Consider the following 14595-nt stretch of genomic DNA (forward strand, 5'->3'; position numbering starts at 1 on the left):
TCCTCGCCGGTGATCAGGCCGTCGACGGCGGAGAACTGGCCGGTGACGCCGATCGCGGCGCGGACCTTCTGCGGCTCGGCGGCGAGGTCGTGACCGGCGACCTGGGCCTCGCCGCCGTCGGCGGTGATCAGGGTGGAGAGGATCTTCACGGCGGTGGTCTTGCCGGCGCCGTTCGGCCCGAGCAGGGCGAAGACCGATCCGGCCGGGATCCGCAGATCGATGCCGTCCAGGACGGTCTTGTCGCCGTAGGACTTGCGCAGACCGACGGCGGAGACGGCGGCGGGCGACTGCGGACCGTCGCTGTGCCTGGGCGTGGGCATGACAGACGAAGGCATGGAGCCCTCCCGTTCGAGGGGTGAAGTGGGCGGGGTGGGTGGGCGATTCGGCGGGGCGGAGTTCGGCCTCGGGCGCGGACGTCAGCCTCGGGCGCGGCGGATGTCGATGTTGCCGTGGCGGGTGCGGGCGCGGACCTCGACGGTGTCCTCCGTCTCCGCCGGGCTCTCGGAGGCGGAGAGCGTGTTGCGCACCTGGCCGGAGCCGGAGCTGACGTCGAGCCAGGCGGCGGTGCCCTCCCGGATGCCGATCTCGATGGCGCCGTACGAGGTCTCCAGCTGGACCGTGCCGCGGGCGACCTCACCGAGGCGCAGGGTGCCGTGGGCGGTGGTGGCGACGACGGAGCCGCCGGCGCGTGCGATGTCGATGTCGCCGTTGGCGCCGCTCACCCGCAGGTCGCCGGTGGCGGTGCCGATCGTCGTGGTGCCGTGCGAGTTCTTCAGGACGGCCGGGCCGTCGACGGAGCCGACGCGCAGGCTGCCGGAGCTGGTGGTGATCTCGGCCTTGCCCTCGACCCGTTCCACGGTGATCGAACCGTGCGAGGCGGTCAGGTGCAGCGGGCCGGTGGTGTCGAGCCGCACGTCACCGGCCGACGTCTTCACCCGGACCTCGCCGAGCCGGCCCTCGCCGAGCACCTGCGCCCAGGCGCCGGTCAGGTCGACGTGCGAACCCGTGGGGAGCTCGACCGTCACGTCGACGGTGCCGGTACGCCCGACGAGGTACCGCTGCTTCGGCGTCCTGATGGTCAGGACGCCGCCCGCGCAGGACACCTCGGTCTGGTCCGCCGCGCGGACGTCCTGGTCCTTCTTCGGGTCGCGGGGCCGGACCTCGACGACGGTGTCGAGGCGGTCGCCGGCGGTGAACTGGATGGAGCCGGCATCCACGCGCGCCGTGGCCGAGATCGGTTCGGGAGTGTCGAAAGAAGGCATGGCTGTCCCGTCCTCGTGGGTCTTCAGGGCGTCCCCGCTGGTGGGACGTGGTGTGGGTGAAGTGGTGCGGGCGGGTGGAGCGTGCTCTAGCGCACCCAGCCCGTGAAGTTCTGTCCGACGGACCGGGCCTTCTCCGTCGTACGCGGCCTGGCGCCGCCGTCGACCGCGGCCGAGACGGCGCGCACCAGCCAGGCGTTGACCGACAGTCCCTCGCGGTTCGCCGCCTCCTCGGCGCGGGCCTTGAGGTGGGCCGGCAGGCGCAGGTTCACGCGGGCGGTGCCGCCCTCGTCTCCCTCCGCGAGAGCCGGAGCCGGGAGGGGTTCGGCGGGCGCGGCGGGCTCCGCGGGGGCGCCGCCGGTCGGCGGCAGCGTCACCACGAAGTCGGGGTCCAGTCCGCGCAGCCGTACGTCGACGGAGCCGGGGGCCAGTTCGCGGGTGATCTCGTCCGTCGCCGCCGAAAGCACGTTGAGCATCGTCAGCCGCGCCGCCGACTCCAGCGGCGCGGTCAGCCTGTCGGCCAGCTCACGGGCTTCCTCGCCGCCGGCTTCGGCGGCCACCGCGAGTTCGCGGCGGAGGGTGTCGACATACGGGGTGAGGTCCATGACGCCATGATGGCACCATCGTGGCGCCATGCGCAAGCGGGCGCGGCGGTTTGTTGGCGGATCGCCCGCGCGGACGGCTCTGGCCTGCGAAAATGCTTGCAGGTTGGTTCGATCGGGTGTGGTGCCACTGTGTCGACCGTGACGCCGGGTGGCGCCTGGTGGCACCGAATGGCGCCAGGTGGCGCTACGTGGCGCCGGGGTGGCGTGCGGCGATTGCGACCCCTCGCGAGGAGGTCGGCCGACCGGCTCGGATCCGCTTGCCCGGCCTCGCGGCTTTCCGCGCTCCGAGCGCTCCAGGTCGCGAGGTGTCGTTCGTTCGGTTGTTGCTCGGCGATCGGTTCCGATATATCGTTGAAGCATCGCGACAGTTCGACGATGGATCCCGATGGAAGGAGCGTTGCGATGCGTTCACATGGACACGAGTGCGGAAACGGACACGGAGCCGGTCGTGGAGGCTGCGGCCCCGGCCCGCGCGGGGACTTCGAAGGGCGGAGGGCGGCGTTCGGTCCGTTCGGGCCCGGCTTCGGGGGTGGTCCCTTCGGGGGTGGCTTCGGAGGGCGCGGGCGCGGCGGCGGCCGGGGGAGGGCGCGGCGCGGTGATGTGCGCGCGTCGATCCTGGCGCTGCTGAAGGACCGGCCGATGCACGGCTACGAGATGATCCGTGAGATCGGCGAGCGTAGTGACGGGGCCTGGAAGCCCAGCCCCGGTTCGGTCTACCCGACCCTTCAGATGCTGGAGGACGAGGGGCTGATCACCAGCGCGAGCGAGGGCGGCAAGAAGCTGTTCACGCTCACCGACACGGGGCGCGCCGAGGCCGAGGAAGGTCCGGAGGCTCCGTGGGAGGAGGCCGGTCGCGGGGTCGACTGGGAGGCCGTGAACGAGATCCGGCAGGCCGGGTTCGGTCTGATGGAGGCGTTCGGCCAGGTCTGGAAGACCGGTACCCCCGAGCAGCGCCAGAAGGCGGTCGGCGTCATCAACGAAGCCCGCAAGAAGCTGTATCTGATCCTGGCCGACGAGGGCTGACGGCCGTCGGGGACGCTGACGGGCGTGGCCCGGCGCGCGTACGAGAGTGCGCGAGCGCCGGGCCGCGCTCCGGCGTCGCGAGGGCCCCGCAGCACACCGCTGCGGGGCCCTTGCGTGCGTGCGGATCAGGCGACGAGCCCCGAGAGCTTGCGCAGGGACTCGGTGAGCGCCGCCGTCGCCGAATCCTTGAGCTTGCCCGCCATGAGGGAGACCGCCGCACCGGTGAACTCCCCGTCGATCCGCACGGTCGTCGCGTCTCCGTCCGCCTCCAGTGAGTAGCGGGTGGTGACGACGACCCCCATCGGGCCCTTGCCCTTGATGGCGAAGGCCCGCTCGGACTCCAGTTCCTCGACCGTCCAGAGCACCTCGGCCGGGAAGCCCATCAGCTTCATGTTCTCGGTGAAGGTCGCGCCCGCCTCCAGGGCCGCCGGTCCGCCGTTCGGGAAGTTGGTGTGGGTGGCGTTCCACTCGCCGTACGAGGGGAAGTCCGTGAGCTGGGCCCAGACCTTTCCGGCCGGTGCCTCGATCCGTGCCTCCGCGCTGACTTCGGCCATGAGACCACCCCTTCACGCGTGCCAACTGGGTTCCGGTGTCGCGGAACGTAGCGGGGTGGCCGTGAACATTCAATACTGATGAACCGTCAGTTCTGCGGCGGCCGGCCCCGCCCCGTCGCCGATCCACCAGATCTCGGACGCGTCGAAGCTGTCGGAGGCGCGCGGAGCCCCGTCCTCCTCGTGGCAGTGGAACGCGGCCCAGAACAGATCGGCCGGCAGCGCTTCCCTGGGTGCGTACACCCGGTACACGTACTGCCGCCCGTCGAGCGCAAGCAGAGCCACCATCCAGAACACGACCGGAAGACGTGTGGCGCGGGGCCTGTGGTTGCAAGAGGGGCGCGAAGCAAGGCGGCGCGCGCCCCTGGGACTGACGGGCGCAATCTCATCCGTAAGGAGGAGGAACCGTGCACCCGTGCCCAACTCCGGTGGGATGCGGACATGCTTCTCCCCGGTGATGCCCGAGCCGCCCCCGCCTGATGAGGTGGGAGGGTGCACCGTCCCGTCCCGCTTCCCATGCCGCTCCGGCAGCCCGTCGCCCTGCGCGCCGAGCTCACGTCCTTCCTGACACCCTCGCTCGCCACGGTCGTGACGGGCGCGCGCCGAAGAGCCCTCCGGGACGGTGACCGCCAGATCGACACCGCGCACCTGCTGCACGCGCTCGTCGAGTCCGACCCCGAGGCCGGCGCCGCGTTCGACGGCGGTCCGCAGCTCGCCCGCGTCCTCGGCTACCTGGTCCAGCGGTCCATCGGCTACGGCCTCCGCTGGCAGCGCTCGGTCGAGGACTCCGGCACCCGGCGCCTCCTCCCCGCCGTGCGCGAGGCCGCACCCCAGGGTGCCCGCGCCTCCGGCTGGTCACCCGCCGCGGCCGTCGCCCTGGAGGGCGCCTTCCGGCGGGCCGCGGAGCGCGGCGACGAACGGGCGCGCGGTCTCGACCTCCTCGCCGTCATCGCCGCCGACCCGGAGAGCCGGGCCGCCGAGGTGCTGCGACGTGCGGGAGTCGACCCGGTGGCGCTGGCCGCCGGGATCGACGGGCGCGCGGATGATCGGACTGCCGGGATCGACGGGCGCGCGACTGCCGGGATCGACGGGAGCGTGGAAGGGCAGGCCGCCGGGAGTGACGGACGGGCGGAGGCGCACGCCGCCGGGATCGACGGACGTGCGGGTGTGTGGGGCCTCGGGATCGACGAGGCCGCGGAGGTGCAGGCCGCTCGTGTCGAGGTCCCTGGGGTCGACGGGTCCGTGGTGGTACGGGCCGCTGGGGTCGACGGGCGTAAGGGTGTGCCGGCCAGCGGGGCCGGTGGGGCCGGTGGTGGTGCCGGTTCCGGGGTGCTCGACGGCCACGGTCGCGCCGACGCCGACATCCGTTTCGACGCCCGCGCCGACACCCGCGGTGAGGAGACGTCTCAACAGGTGTAACGGGGGTTACACACCTGACGGCGTCCTGTCATGATGGCCCGATGCACGCGTCTCAGGGGAGAAGCGCCGGCCTGGGACTAGCCCTGGCCTCGGCCTTCGCATTCGGTGGTTCAGGTGTGGCGGCGAAGCCGCTCATCGAGGCGGGACTCGACCCGCTCCATGTGGTGTGGCTCCGGGTCGCCGGCGCCGCGCTCGTCATGCTGCCGGTGGCCTGGCGCCACCGGGACCTCCTGCGCCGCAAACCCGCTCTCCTCGTCGGCTTCGGCCTGCTCGCCGTCGCCGGTGTCCAAGCCTTCTACTTCGCCTCGATCTCCCGGATCCCCGTCGGCGTCGCCCTGCTCATCGAGTACCTCGCGCCCGCTCTCGTCCTGGGCTGGGTCCGCTTCGTCCAGCGCCGGCCCGTGACCCGCGCCGCCGCCCTCGGCGTGATCCTCGCCGCCGGCGGCCTCGCGTGCGTCGTCCAGATCTGGTCCGGGCTGAGCTTCGACCTGCTCGGTCTGCTCCTGGCGCTCGCGGCCGCCTGCTGCCAGGTCGGCTACTTCGTCCTCTCCGACCAGGGCTCCGACGAGGCCGAGCAGGCCGACCCCCTCGGTGTCATCGCGTACGGACTGCTCATCGGCGCGCTCGTCCTCACGGTCGTGGCCCGCCCGTGGAACATGGACTGGGCGCTCCTCGGCGGTCACGCCGACATGGACGGCAGCAGCGTGCCCGCGTGGCTGCTGCTCGGCTGGATCGTGCTGATCGCCACCGTCCTCGCGTACGTCACCGGCGTGATCTCGGTGCGCAAGCTCTCCCCGCAGGTGGCGGGCGTCGTGGCCTGTCTGGAAGCGGTCATCGCGACCGTCCTGGCCTGGGTCCTGCTCGGCGAACACCTCGACGCGCCGCAGATCATCGGCGGTGCCGTGGTGCTCGTCGGCGCCTTCATCGCGCAGTCGTCCACGCCGAAGGCGCCCGCGGCCGGTCCGGTGGCGGGCTCCGGCCCGGCGGCGGCCGGTGCGGTGCCGGTGGCTTCCGCGGAGGCAGCCGGTTCGGTGCCGCCCGCCGGTTCGACGGAGGCCGGTTCCGAGACGGGCGCCGGTGCCGCGGCCGGTGAGGTCGTGGCCGGGCGGGACAGCGAGTTGTCCGCCGGCCGGACCGCCCCGTAGGGTGCCGATCATGCATTCGACCGTGCTTCCGCCTCCCGCCGCCTGACGCGCGCGGAGACCTTCTCCTCGACGAAGACCGGGCTCGGCCGGGCGGCCTCTCGCCCCCGAGCGGTTCGTCGCTGCCCGCGCGCGGAGCCCAGCGACCACCTTTCCCTCCTGTCTTCCACGGAGAAGTCACGTGTCGAACTCCTCGGGATCCGCCCTGTCCGTCGGGCGGAGCCTGCTCTACCTCATCGTCGCCGGGATCGCCTGGGGCACGGCCGGTGCCGCCGCCTCACTGATCTTCCGGACCAGTGACATGGGCCCACTGGCCCTCTCGTTCTGGCGCTGCGTCGGCGGCCTCGTCCTGCTGCTCGGCGCACTGGCGCTGCGGCCGCGGCGCGCCGCCGCTCGTACGGCGTCGGAACCGCGCCGCCGCAAGACAGTGCGCATCCTCGCCACGGGGATCGGGCTCACGATCTTCCAGAGCGCCTACTTCGCTGCCGTCCAGGCCACGGGACTCGCGGTCGGCACCGTCGTCACCCTCGGCGCCGGCCCCGTCCTCATCGCGGTCGGCGCCCGTCTCACCATGGGGGAGCGCCTCGGCCGGGGCGGGATCGCCGCCGTCACCGGGGCGCTGGCCGGGCTCGCCGTGCTGGTCCTGGGCGGCGGGGCGGCGGAGGTCCGGCCGCTGGGCGTGGTCCTCGCGGTCGTCTCGGCGGCCGGATACGCGGCGATCACGCTGCTCACCCGCCGGTTCGGCCGCGACGGCGGCGGTACGGACGCCCTGGCGACGACCACCTGGGCCTTCGCCATCGGAGCCGTCGGACTGCTGCCGGCCGCGCTCGCCGAGGGGCTCGTACCGCACACCGCCGCACCCGTGAGCGTGGTGCTCCTGCTGGTCTACGTGGCCGCGGTGCCCACCGCGCTGGCGTACGCGCTCTACTTCGCCGGGGCGGCCGTCGTCCGGGCCGCCACCGTGTCCGTGATCATGCTCCTGGAGCCGGTGAGCGCGGCCCTGATCGCGGTCTCGCTGCTCGGCGAGCAGCTCACCGCCGCGATCGTCCTCGGGACCCTGCTGCTGCTCGCCGCCGTCACCGGCCTCGCGTTCGCGGAGGCCAGGACGGCGGTGGAGGAGCGTCGGAGGGAGGAGCCCGTGGCCGTCTAGTACGGGTACGGCGGTCGTGCCCGTACGGATATGGCGGTCGTACGGATACGGCAAGGGGCGCGGCCTTTTCGGGGCCCGCCCCCCGTTCCTGTCGTGTACGTGCCCGGCCCCGGTCGCCGCCGCCGGGGGCCGGCCGAGGTGCGGCGGGCCCCCCGGCGGCGTCAGCCGGTGGTGCGGCGGCGGAGCTGGTGGGCGCGGGCGGCCGGGTCGCCCGGGCCGGCGCGCTCGGCGAGACGGCCCGACACGCGGTCCTGGACGTCCTGCGGCTTGTTGCCCGCGTACTTGAACTTGGCCCGGACCTCGGTCACCTCCAGGCTCAGCACCCGGATGCCCGGGAGCATGCGGCCGAACGGCGCCTCGCCGGGGGTGGCGGGCGCGGTGCCGCCGTCCGGCTGGAAATGGGCGACCTGGAGGTTGAGGAGCTCGGCCTTCTCCGCCGGGTCGTCGACCACGCGGGCCGTGCAGCGCAGTTGGACCGCCGCGTAGTACGAGGTGGGGGTGCCGTGCTCGGCCGGGGTGCCCGCGGGGGCCGTCCACGGGCCCGGCACGAAGACGTAGTCGTCGACCACGCTCAGCAGCACCACCGGGTCGGCCTCCAGGGCGCGCCACAGCGGGTTGGGGCGGGCGAGGTGGGCCAGCGCCCGGCCGTACGGGCCGGGCTCGGCGTCGTACCGGAAGTGCATCGGCTGGACCCACGGCGGCTCGCCGGGCAGTCCGTTGACGGCCAGCTGGCCGAAGTCGTGGCGGGAGAGCCACTCGCGCCACTCGCCGTCGTCGTGAGCGGCGTCCCAGGGATGGATCAGCATCGTCGGTCCGTCCGTCCTCAGAGCGCGGCGAGGTAGTCGGGCAGGGCGACGGCCGGGTCCAGGTCGTCGGACGGGACCGGTGCGCCGTAGCCGACGCGGACGGGGACCACGCCCGACCAGTAGGGGAGGCCGAGGTCCTCGGCGTCGTCGTTCGGGCCGCCGGTGCGGACCTTCGCCGAGACCTCGTCCAGGTCGATCCGGATCACGGCGGTGGCGGCGAGCTCCTTGGCGTTCGCGGGGCGCGAGTCGGCGGAGCGGCCCGGGACGACGTGGTCGACGAGGGCGTCGAGGGCGGTGCGCAGCTCCTCCGGGTCGGTCACCTGGTGAGCGGTGCCGTGGACGACGACCGATCGGTAGTTGAGCGAGTGGTGGAACGCGGAACGGGCCAGGACGAGGCCGTCGACATGAGTCACGGTGAGGCAGACGGGCAGCCCCGGGGCGGTCACGCCGTCGCCCGTGGCGCGCAGCGGGCGCGAGCCGGTCGAGCCGTGGACGTAGAGCCGGTCGCCGACCCGGCCGTAGAGCGTGGGGAGGACGACCGGTGCTCCGTCGCGGACGAAGCCGAGGTGGCAGACGTACGCCTCGTCGAGTATCGAGTGGACCAGGGCCTTGTCGTACGAGGCCCGCTCCCGGGAGCGGGTGGGCACGGTCCGGTCGGTGGGCGCGTAGGTCTCGGCGGCGGCGGTCATTGCGTACTCCATTGCACTAGTGCATAATCTCTTTTGTGCTAGGAGAGTATCGGATCGAAGGTCGTCGCGCATCGGACATCGCCGCCAGCGTCGAGCGCGGAGTCGGCACCGGCGCCCTGGAGCCCGGCCAACTCCTCCCACCCATGCGAGAACTGGCGCTGACCCTCGGGGTCAACCCGAACACCGTCGCCGCCGCCTACCGCACCCTCCGCGAACGCGGGGTCATCGAGACGGACGGGCGGCGCGGCAGCCGCGTGCGGCCGCGACCCGCCACGACCGCGCGCGGCTCGATCCGGGTCGAAGCCCCCATCGGCGTGCGGGACGTCAGCAACGGAAGCCCCGACCCCGCCCTGCTGCCGCCGCTCGGCGAAGCCCTCGCCGAGGTCGCACGCCGGTACGCCGAACAGCCGGGACTGTACGGAGAAGCCCCGGTCGACGAGGAGTTCGCACAACTGGCGCGCGCCGCCTTCGACGCCGACGGCGTGCCCGACGGCCCCGTCGGCGTCGCCTCCGGCTCCCTCGACGCCGTCGAACGAGTCCTCGCCGCCCGTCTCCGACCCGGCGACGCCGTCGCCGTCGAAGACCCGGGCTGGGGCAGCCTCCTCGACCTCGTGCCCGCCCTCGGCCTGCGCCCCGTCCCGATCGCCGTCGACGACGAGGGCCCGCTCCCCGAAGAAGTCGAGCGCGCCGTCCGCCACGACGGGGCCCGCGCCGTCATCGTCACCGACCGGGCACAGAACCCGACCGGGGCATGCGTCACCGCGGACCGGGCACGGGACCTCCGCCGCGTCCTCGCCCGCCACCCCGACGTCCTCCTCGTCGAAGACGACCACGGGCACGGCATCGTCGCCCAACCCCTCCACCCCCTCGCCGGCGTCACCGACCACTGGGTACTCGTCCGCTCCGTCGCCAAGGCATACGGCCCCGACCTGCGCATCGCCGCCTTCACCGGCGACGCCGAGACCGTCGACCGCGTCCTCGGGCGGCAACAACTCGGACCCGGCTGGGTCAGCCACCTCCTCCAACGGACCGTCGCCCACCTCTGGGCCACCCAAGCCGTCGACCCCGCCACCGTCGCCCGCTCCTACGGGAACCGCCGAGACGGCCTCGTCCGCGCCCTCGCCCGCCGCGGCGTCCCCGCCCACGGGCGCAGCGGCATGAACATCTGGGTGCCGGTCGCCGACGAAACCAGCGCCGTGGCCCGGCTCATCGCCGACGGATGGGCCGTCGCGCCCGGCGCGCGCTTCCGCATGCACGCGGGGCCGGCCGTCCGGCTCACCGTCTCCGGCCTCGCCACCCCCGACATCGAACCCCTGGCCGAAGCCGTTGCCCGAGCGGCTCGGGCGGTGCCGGCGCGGAGCTTTGGGTGAGCGGTGCGGGGTGCGGGTGCGGAGGGCTTGTCGGCGGGGCGTCCGCTTTCGGTGCCTTTGCGTGGGTCCGCGCTTGCTGGGTCCGTGCTTGCAGGGCCCCCGCGTGCGGAACCCCCGCGTGCGGAGCCCGCGCCCACGGGACGGCGCCCTTGGCAGCGCCTCCGCCCCTTGTTCCTGGGCTCGCACCCGTACGGTGCCGTGCTGTCGGTGCGGGTTCGGGCGCGGAAGCCTAGGCCCGGCAAGGGGCGCCGTTCCGTTGTGCCCACCCGTTCCGCCCCAGCGGAACGATTGCCCACAACGGGGGTGGGCCGGGTGGCGGCCACACCGGCCCGGTCCGGCAGGGCGGAGTGGCCCGGCGAGCGGGGGCTTTAACGGAGTGGGCTGCGCCGGCCGGGCAGGGGGCAACGAGGTGGGCTGCACGGGCCCGGCGGGCAGAGGGCACAACGAGGTGGGCTGGGCAGGGGGCGCAGCGGGGTCGGGGCGCCGGCTCGGCGGGGCGGGTGGGTGTGAGGGGGTCGGTGGGGTGTGGGCGCTGCGCAGGCGACGGCGTGGGCGCGACGGGTTCGTGGGGTGGACTCTGCGGCGGCTCGGCGGCTCGGCGGCTCGGCGGCTCGGCGGCTCGGCGGCTCGGCGGCTCGGCGGCTCGGCCGGGCGCGGCGGGGCTGCGGCCTGGGCGGCGCGGGCGGGGGGCTCGCTCAGGTGGGGCGGTTGGTTGCGAGGGGGTGGGGGGTGGTGGCCCCTGGCGTGGGGGTGCTGGTGGTTGGGGCGGGGGTGGGGTCCGGAGCGGTGTTTGCGGTGGGGTGGGTTGCTGCGGGGGTGGGGTGGGAGGTGATGGGGGTGGTGGGGGTGGGGGTGCGGTGGGAGGTGCGGGTTTGGGTGAGGGCGGCGCCGGCGAGGACGACGAGGGCGCCGACGGGGGTGTTCCAGGTGAGGTGTTCGTCGAGGAGGGCGACGCCCGCGGTGGTGGCGATGACGGGGATGAAGTACGTGACCATGGAGGCGGTGGTGGGGCCGACCTCGGCGACGACGCCGTACTGGAGCAGCATCGCGTACCCCGTGCCGAGCGCGCCGAGTGCGATGACGGCGAGGAGCGGGAGGATCTCGACCGACGTCGGGACCGAGGTGAACAGGGGGGTGACCACGGCGAGTTGGAGCGTGGCGAGGCCCACCTGGGAGCCGGCCAGGGAGAGGTGGGAGACGCCGGTGTCGGCGAGTGTGCGGCGGACGTAGATCCAGCCGACCGCGTAGCTGAAGGAGGCGAGGAGGGCGAGCACGGTGCCGGTGACGTCGAGGCCGGAGAAGCCCTGCCAGGCGCCCAGGACGGTGAGTACGCCCATGAAGCCGATGCCCAGGCCGGCGGCGCGGACGCGGGTCGGGCGGTCCTCGGAGAGGGCGACGAGCGAGAGCAGCATGCCCCAGAGCGGGGTCGTCGCGTTGCAGATGCCCGCCAGGGTCGAGGGGATCGTCAGTTCCGCGTACGCGAAGAGGGAGAACGGCAGTGCGTTGAGGAGGAAGGCCGCGACGGTGAGGTGGCCCCAGACGCGGGCGCCGCGCGGGAGGCGGTCGCGCTTCACGACGAGGGCGACAGCGAGCACGACCGTACCGAACAGGAGCCGTCCGAAGGTGACCTGGAAGGGCGCGAAGCCCTCCGTGCCGACCTTGATGAAGAGGAAGCTGAAGCCCCAGATCAGTGCCAGTGCGCCGAAGCGGACGCGCCAGTCGAGCAGACGTGAGGTGACGGGCGGGGCGGACGGCGGGGAGGGCGGGGCTGCGGGGCTCATGCACTCAGGGTGACGGGGCTCATCTCTTAGGACAAGCGAGATTTTCTCGACCCCTTCCCTTAGCATTCCTTACATGTTGAACCTGGAGCGCCTGCGCACCCTCGACGCCGTCGCCCGGCACGGTTCGGTCAGTGGCGCGGCCGACGGGCTGCACGTCACGACCTCGGCCGTGTCCCAGCAGCTGTCCAAGCTGGAGCGCGAGGTCGGTCAGCAGCTGCTGGCGAAGAACGGCCGGGGCGTGCGCCTCACCGACGCCGGGCTGCTGCTCGCCGAGCACGCCGCCCGGATCCTCTCCCAGGTGCAGTTGGCCCAGGCCGACATCGAGGCCCAGCGCGGCCAGGTCGTGGGCGAGGTGCGGGTCGCGGCGTTCCCGACGGCCGCGCGCGGGCTCTTCCCCGCCGCGCTGGCCGCCCTGCGCGAGGGCCATCCCGAGCTCCGCGTCCGTACGACGGAACTGGAGCCCGAGCAGGGGGTGCGCGCGGTGCTGCGCGGAGACGCCGACCTGGCGCTGGTCCTGGACTGGAGCAACAAGCGGGCGCCTGTTCCGGGCGGTCTCCAGCGCGCCCATCTCCTCGACGACACCGCCGACGTGGCCCTGCCCGCCGGGCACCCGCTGGCCGGGCGGGACGCCGTGGACCTGGTCGACTTCGCCGACGAGGAGTGGGTGTCCTGGCCCGAGGGCGAGTTCTGCCACGACTGGCTGATGTTCACGCTGCGCTCGCAGGGCATCGAGCCGCGCATCGGGCACCTGGCGGGGGAGCACCACACCCAGCTGGCGCTCGTCGCCGCGGGGCTCGGCGTCTGTGTCACGCCCCGGCTCGGACGTCCGGTGCCGGACGGAGTCGTCTTCGTTCCCGTCCGGCAGCCGGTGCGCCGCCACATCTACGCCACCTGGCGTGCCGACGCGGGCCGCCGCCCCTCCGTCCGGGCGGTGGTGGGAGCCCTGCGGGCGGCGGCCGAGCCGCTGGGGAGCTGAGGGTCTTCGGCGGGGCGGGCCCCGGTGAGTGGTGGGCCCCTCACCGTGCCGGCTTCGGGAGCTCGACGGCTCGGTCGTCACGGTGAGTGCGCTGACGGGGGACGCCTGGGCCCGGCCGTCGCGCGCCCTACAGCTTGCGGAAGTCCCACGAGGCGATGGCGTCCGGCGTCAGGCGGAGCCAGGCGTGGCGGCCGTCGTGGGGCATGTCGGGGAGGTTGAAGTTCTTGGCGGCGAAGAGGCGCTCGGGGGCGTCGAGTTCGGGGCAGAGTTCGCCGGTGCGGGGCGCTTCGCCGACGAAGACGGCCGTACCGGACAGTTCGACGCCGCGGAGGTCGCCGTATTCCTCGCCGTCGTCGATCACGACGGCGATCCTGGGGTCGGCGCGCAGTTCCGCCCAGCGGCGGCTGCGGGTCACGGAGTACAGCCAGAGTGAGGAGCCGTCCCAGGCGAACCAGAGCGCGCTGACGTGCGGGCGGCCGTCGGCGGAGACGGTGGCGACGCGGCAGGTGCGCTGTTCGGCGAGGAAGGAGTCGAGCTCGGCCGGGGTCATCATGATCCGGCGTCCACGGCGCTGTGCGACGGTCATCGTCCGCACCCTTCTGGATTTCTGATGAGACGTCAGAAAGCATGGAGGGCCATCCGTGCGCGTGCAAGGGGAGACCATGGGTCAGAGTTCGACAGAACGGCTCGGGGAGCGGATCCGTCCGGACGGCGGCGTCGTGCTGCTCACCGTCGAGTGCCAGCAGGGAGTGGTCGGTCCGGAGAGCGCACTGCCCGAACTGGCCGCCGCGGCCCGTGGGTCGGGTGCCCTGCGGAACGTCGCCCGGCTGGTGGCCGCCGCGCACCGGGCCGATGTCCAGGTGATGCACGCCGTCGCGGAGCGGCGCCCGGACGGGCGGGGGGCCAACACCAACGCCCGGTTGTTCCGGGCCGCCGGCCGGCTGCCCGTGCAGCAGCACAGCGGCAGTACGGCGGTACGGATCGCCGAGCCGATCGAGGTCGCCGAGGAGGACCTGGTGGTCCGGCGCCTGCACGGGCTCTCGCCGCTCGGCGGTACGGACGTCGACGCGCTGCTGCGCAACCTCGGCTGCCGGACGCTGATCGTGACCGGTGTCTCCGCCAACGTGGCCGTGCCCAACGCGGTCTTCGACGCGGTGAACAAGGGCTACACGGTGGTCGTGCCCGGGGACGCCATCGCGGGGGTGCCGGCCGACTACACCCCCGCGATGATCCGTCACACCCTCGCGCTGGTCGCCACGATCACCACGACCGACGAGGTACTGGAGTGCTGGAAGGCCCCCGGGAGCGCCGGGCGGCCCGGAGGTGCCGTCAGCCGAAGCTGATCTCGTCGCCCACCACCTGGATCGGCGTCGGCGGCAGGGGAGCGGTCGCGGGACCCGACTTCACGCTGCCGTCCGACACGTCGAAGTGGCTCTGGTGGCACGGGCAGACGATGGCGCCGTCCTTGATGCTGCTCACGGCGCACCCCGCGTGCGTGCACTTCGAGGAGAACGCCTTGAACTCGCCGGCCTTCGGCTGGGTGATCACCAGCCCCTGGTCGGCGAGGATCTTCCCGCCGCCCACCGGGATGTCCCCGGTCCGGGCGAGGGTGACGTCCTTCGGTGCCGCGTCCGCCGCCTTGTCGTCCGCGCCGCCCCCGCAGGCGGCGAGCGCCGCCGCCAGGCCCGCGCTGCCCGCCGCCGCGACCACCGTCCGGCGTGCCACTCCGCTCATGTACTGCCCCTCTTCCCTCGGTGCATTGCTGTCGGCACCCGACGGTACGGCTGTGAGCTGTGTCCCGTTCACAGGATGGCGTCTTCGGCC

16 protein-coding genes and 1 pseudogene are annotated in these 14595 nt (G+C 73.6%); 7 read left to right on the forward strand and 10 right to left on the reverse strand.

All coding sequences use genetic code 11. The annotated features are described in order from the left end of the window. The 3 genes from ACFVZH_RS22205 to ACFVZH_RS22215 form a co-directional block, all read right to left on the reverse strand. On the reverse strand, positions 1-335 hold a 335-nt coding region (locus ACFVZH_RS22205), incomplete at its 3' end, for an ATP-binding cassette domain-containing protein (RefSeq protein WP_384899450.1). An 81-nt stretch (positions 336-416) separates the two neighbouring features. Then, on the reverse strand, positions 417-1262 hold the full coding sequence (locus tag ACFVZH_RS22210; RefSeq protein WP_384899452.1) for a DUF4097 domain-containing protein: 846 nt from the start codon (positions 1260-1262) through the stop codon (positions 417-419). Positions 1263-1348: 86 nt separating this feature from the next. Then, positions 1349-1864 (reverse strand): hypothetical protein, encoded by a 516-nt coding sequence (locus ACFVZH_RS22215; protein ID WP_384899454.1) that lies wholly within the window; start codon positions 1862-1864, stop codon positions 1349-1351. A 402-nt stretch (positions 1865-2266) separates the two neighbouring features. On the opposite strand from ACFVZH_RS22215, the gene ACFVZH_RS22220 reads away from it, so the two are divergent. Continuing rightward, a complete protein-coding gene (locus ACFVZH_RS22220; protein WP_384899456.1) occupies positions 2267-2887 on the forward strand; it encodes a PadR family transcriptional regulator in 621 nt (206 codons plus the stop codon). A 125-nt stretch (positions 2888-3012) separates the two neighbouring features. Here ACFVZH_RS22220 and ACFVZH_RS22225 read toward each other — a convergent pair whose 3' ends face one another. Both ACFVZH_RS22225 and ACFVZH_RS22230 read right to left on the reverse strand, forming a co-directional pair. Next, on the reverse strand, positions 3013-3441 hold the full coding sequence (locus ACFVZH_RS22225) for an SRPBCC family protein (RefSeq protein WP_384899458.1): 429 nt from the start codon (positions 3439-3441) through the stop codon (positions 3013-3015). 69 nt (positions 3442-3510) lie between these two features. Then, positions 3511-3735 (reverse strand): hypothetical protein, encoded by a 225-nt coding sequence (locus tag ACFVZH_RS22230; RefSeq protein ID WP_017241517.1) that lies wholly within the window; start codon positions 3733-3735, stop codon positions 3511-3513. A gap of 219 nt (positions 3736-3954) precedes the next feature. On the opposite strand from ACFVZH_RS22230, the pseudogene ACFVZH_RS22235 reads away from it, so the two are divergent. The 3 genes and pseudogenes from ACFVZH_RS22235 to ACFVZH_RS22245 all read left to right on the forward strand — a co-directional run. Further along, positions 3955-4494, forward strand: a pseudogene (locus tag ACFVZH_RS22235) (Clp protease N-terminal domain-containing protein); the annotation flags it as partial. Positions 4495-4898: 404 nt separating this feature from the next. Next, a complete protein-coding gene (locus ACFVZH_RS22240; protein ID WP_384899460.1) occupies positions 4899-6002 on the forward strand; it encodes a DMT family transporter in 1104 nt (367 codons plus the stop codon). Between the two features lie 178 nt (positions 6003-6180). Next, complete coding sequence (locus ACFVZH_RS22245; protein ID WP_384899462.1) at positions 6181-7149, forward strand: DMT family transporter; 969 nt, start codon at positions 6181-6183, stop codon at positions 7147-7149. A 161-nt stretch (positions 7150-7310) separates the two neighbouring features. On the opposite strand, the gene ACFVZH_RS22250 is transcribed toward ACFVZH_RS22245, so the two are convergent. Both ACFVZH_RS22250 and ACFVZH_RS22255 read right to left on the reverse strand, forming a co-directional pair. After that, a complete protein-coding gene (locus tag ACFVZH_RS22250) occupies positions 7311-7955 on the reverse strand; it encodes an FMN-binding negative transcriptional regulator (protein ID WP_384899464.1) in 645 nt (214 codons plus the stop codon). Between the two features lie 17 nt (positions 7956-7972). Continuing rightward, positions 7973-8644, reverse strand: a complete 672-nt coding sequence (locus ACFVZH_RS22255) for a pyridoxamine 5'-phosphate oxidase family protein (protein ID WP_384899466.1) — start codon at positions 8642-8644, stop codon at positions 7973-7975. Positions 8645-8679: 35 nt separating this feature from the next. On the opposite strand from ACFVZH_RS22255, the gene ACFVZH_RS22260 reads away from it, so the two are divergent. Next, positions 8680-10014: an aminotransferase class I/II-fold pyridoxal phosphate-dependent enzyme gene (locus ACFVZH_RS22260; protein ID WP_384899468.1), complete on the forward strand. Its 1335-nt coding sequence runs from the start codon at positions 8680-8682 to the stop codon at positions 10012-10014. Between the two features lie 695 nt (positions 10015-10709). Here ACFVZH_RS22260 and ACFVZH_RS22265 read toward each other — a convergent pair. Next, positions 10710-11795 carry a DMT family transporter gene (locus tag ACFVZH_RS22265; protein WP_384899469.1) on the reverse strand — a complete coding sequence of 362 codons (1086 nt, stop codon included), beginning with the start codon at positions 11793-11795 and terminating at the stop codon, positions 10710-10712. 73 nt (positions 11796-11868) lie between these two features. Here ACFVZH_RS22265 and ACFVZH_RS22270 point away from each other — a divergent pair, with 73 nt between their 5' ends. Beyond that, positions 11869-12771, forward strand: a complete 903-nt coding sequence (locus tag ACFVZH_RS22270; protein WP_384899471.1) for a LysR family transcriptional regulator — start codon at positions 11869-11871, stop codon at positions 12769-12771. 127 nt (positions 12772-12898) lie between these two features. Here the strand turns inward: ACFVZH_RS22270 and ACFVZH_RS22275 are convergent, their stop codons facing one another. Then, positions 12899-13357 (reverse strand): pyridoxamine 5'-phosphate oxidase family protein, encoded by a 459-nt coding sequence (locus ACFVZH_RS22275; RefSeq protein ID WP_384899473.1) that lies wholly within the window; start codon positions 13355-13357, stop codon positions 12899-12901. A gap of 76 nt (positions 13358-13433) precedes the next feature. Here ACFVZH_RS22275 and ACFVZH_RS22280 point away from each other — a divergent pair, with 76 nt between their 5' ends. Then, positions 13434-14114, forward strand: coding sequence for a cysteine hydrolase (locus ACFVZH_RS22280; protein WP_384899475.1), 681 nt, complete (start codon positions 13434-13436; stop codon positions 14112-14114). Here the strand turns inward: ACFVZH_RS22280 and ACFVZH_RS22285 are convergent. Beyond that, positions 14101-14505 (reverse strand): Rieske (2Fe-2S) protein, encoded by a 405-nt coding sequence (locus ACFVZH_RS22285; protein ID WP_384899477.1) that lies wholly within the window; start codon positions 14503-14505, stop codon positions 14101-14103. The genes ACFVZH_RS22280 and ACFVZH_RS22285 overlap by 14 nt on opposite strands. Between the last annotated feature and the right edge of the window lie 90 nt (positions 14506-14595).

This window comes from Streptomyces sp. NPDC059534 (assembly GCF_042743475.1).
Lineage (GTDB): Bacteria > Actinomycetota > Actinomycetes > Streptomycetales > Streptomycetaceae > Streptomyces.

What these genes read in the sequence shown, in the direction of transcription:
- ACFVZH_RS22210 (WP_384899452.1), bottom strand. Translation starts at nt 1,262, where the DNA reads ATGCCTTCTTTCGACACTCCCGAACCGATCTCGGCCACGGCGCGCGTG.
- ACFVZH_RS22215 (WP_384899454.1), bottom strand. Translation starts at nt 1,864, where the DNA reads ATGGACCTCACCCCGTATGTCGACACCCTCCGCCGCGAACTCGCGGTG.
- ACFVZH_RS22220 (WP_384899456.1), top strand. Translation starts at nt 2,267, where the DNA reads ATGCGTTCACATGGACACGAGTGCGGAAACGGACACGGAGCCGGTCGT.
- ACFVZH_RS22225 (WP_384899458.1), bottom strand. Translation starts at nt 3,441, where the DNA reads ATGGCCGAAGTCAGCGCGGAGGCACGGATCGAGGCACCGGCCGGAAAG.
- ACFVZH_RS22240 (WP_384899460.1), top strand. Translation starts at nt 4,899, where the DNA reads ATGCACGCGTCTCAGGGGAGAAGCGCCGGCCTGGGACTAGCCCTGGCC.
- ACFVZH_RS22250 (WP_384899464.1), bottom strand. Translation starts at nt 7,955, where the DNA reads ATGCTGATCCATCCCTGGGACGCCGCTCACGACGACGGCGAGTGGCGC.
- ACFVZH_RS22255 (WP_384899466.1), bottom strand. Translation starts at nt 8,644, where the DNA reads ATGACCGCCGCCGCCGAGACCTACGCGCCCACCGACCGGACCGTGCCC.
- ACFVZH_RS22265 (WP_384899469.1), bottom strand. Translation starts at nt 11,795, where the DNA reads ATGAGCCCCGCAGCCCCGCCCTCCCCGCCGTCCGCCCCGCCCGTCACC.
- ACFVZH_RS22270 (WP_384899471.1), top strand. Translation starts at nt 11,869, where the DNA reads ATGTTGAACCTGGAGCGCCTGCGCACCCTCGACGCCGTCGCCCGGCAC.
- ACFVZH_RS22275 (WP_384899473.1), bottom strand. Translation starts at nt 13,357, where the DNA reads ATGACCGTCGCACAGCGCCGTGGACGCCGGATCATGATGACCCCGGCC.
- ACFVZH_RS22280 (WP_384899475.1), top strand. Translation starts at nt 13,434, where the DNA reads ATGGGTCAGAGTTCGACAGAACGGCTCGGGGAGCGGATCCGTCCGGAC.
- ACFVZH_RS22285 (WP_384899477.1), bottom strand. Translation starts at nt 14,505, where the DNA reads ATGAGCGGAGTGGCACGCCGGACGGTGGTCGCGGCGGCGGGCAGCGCG.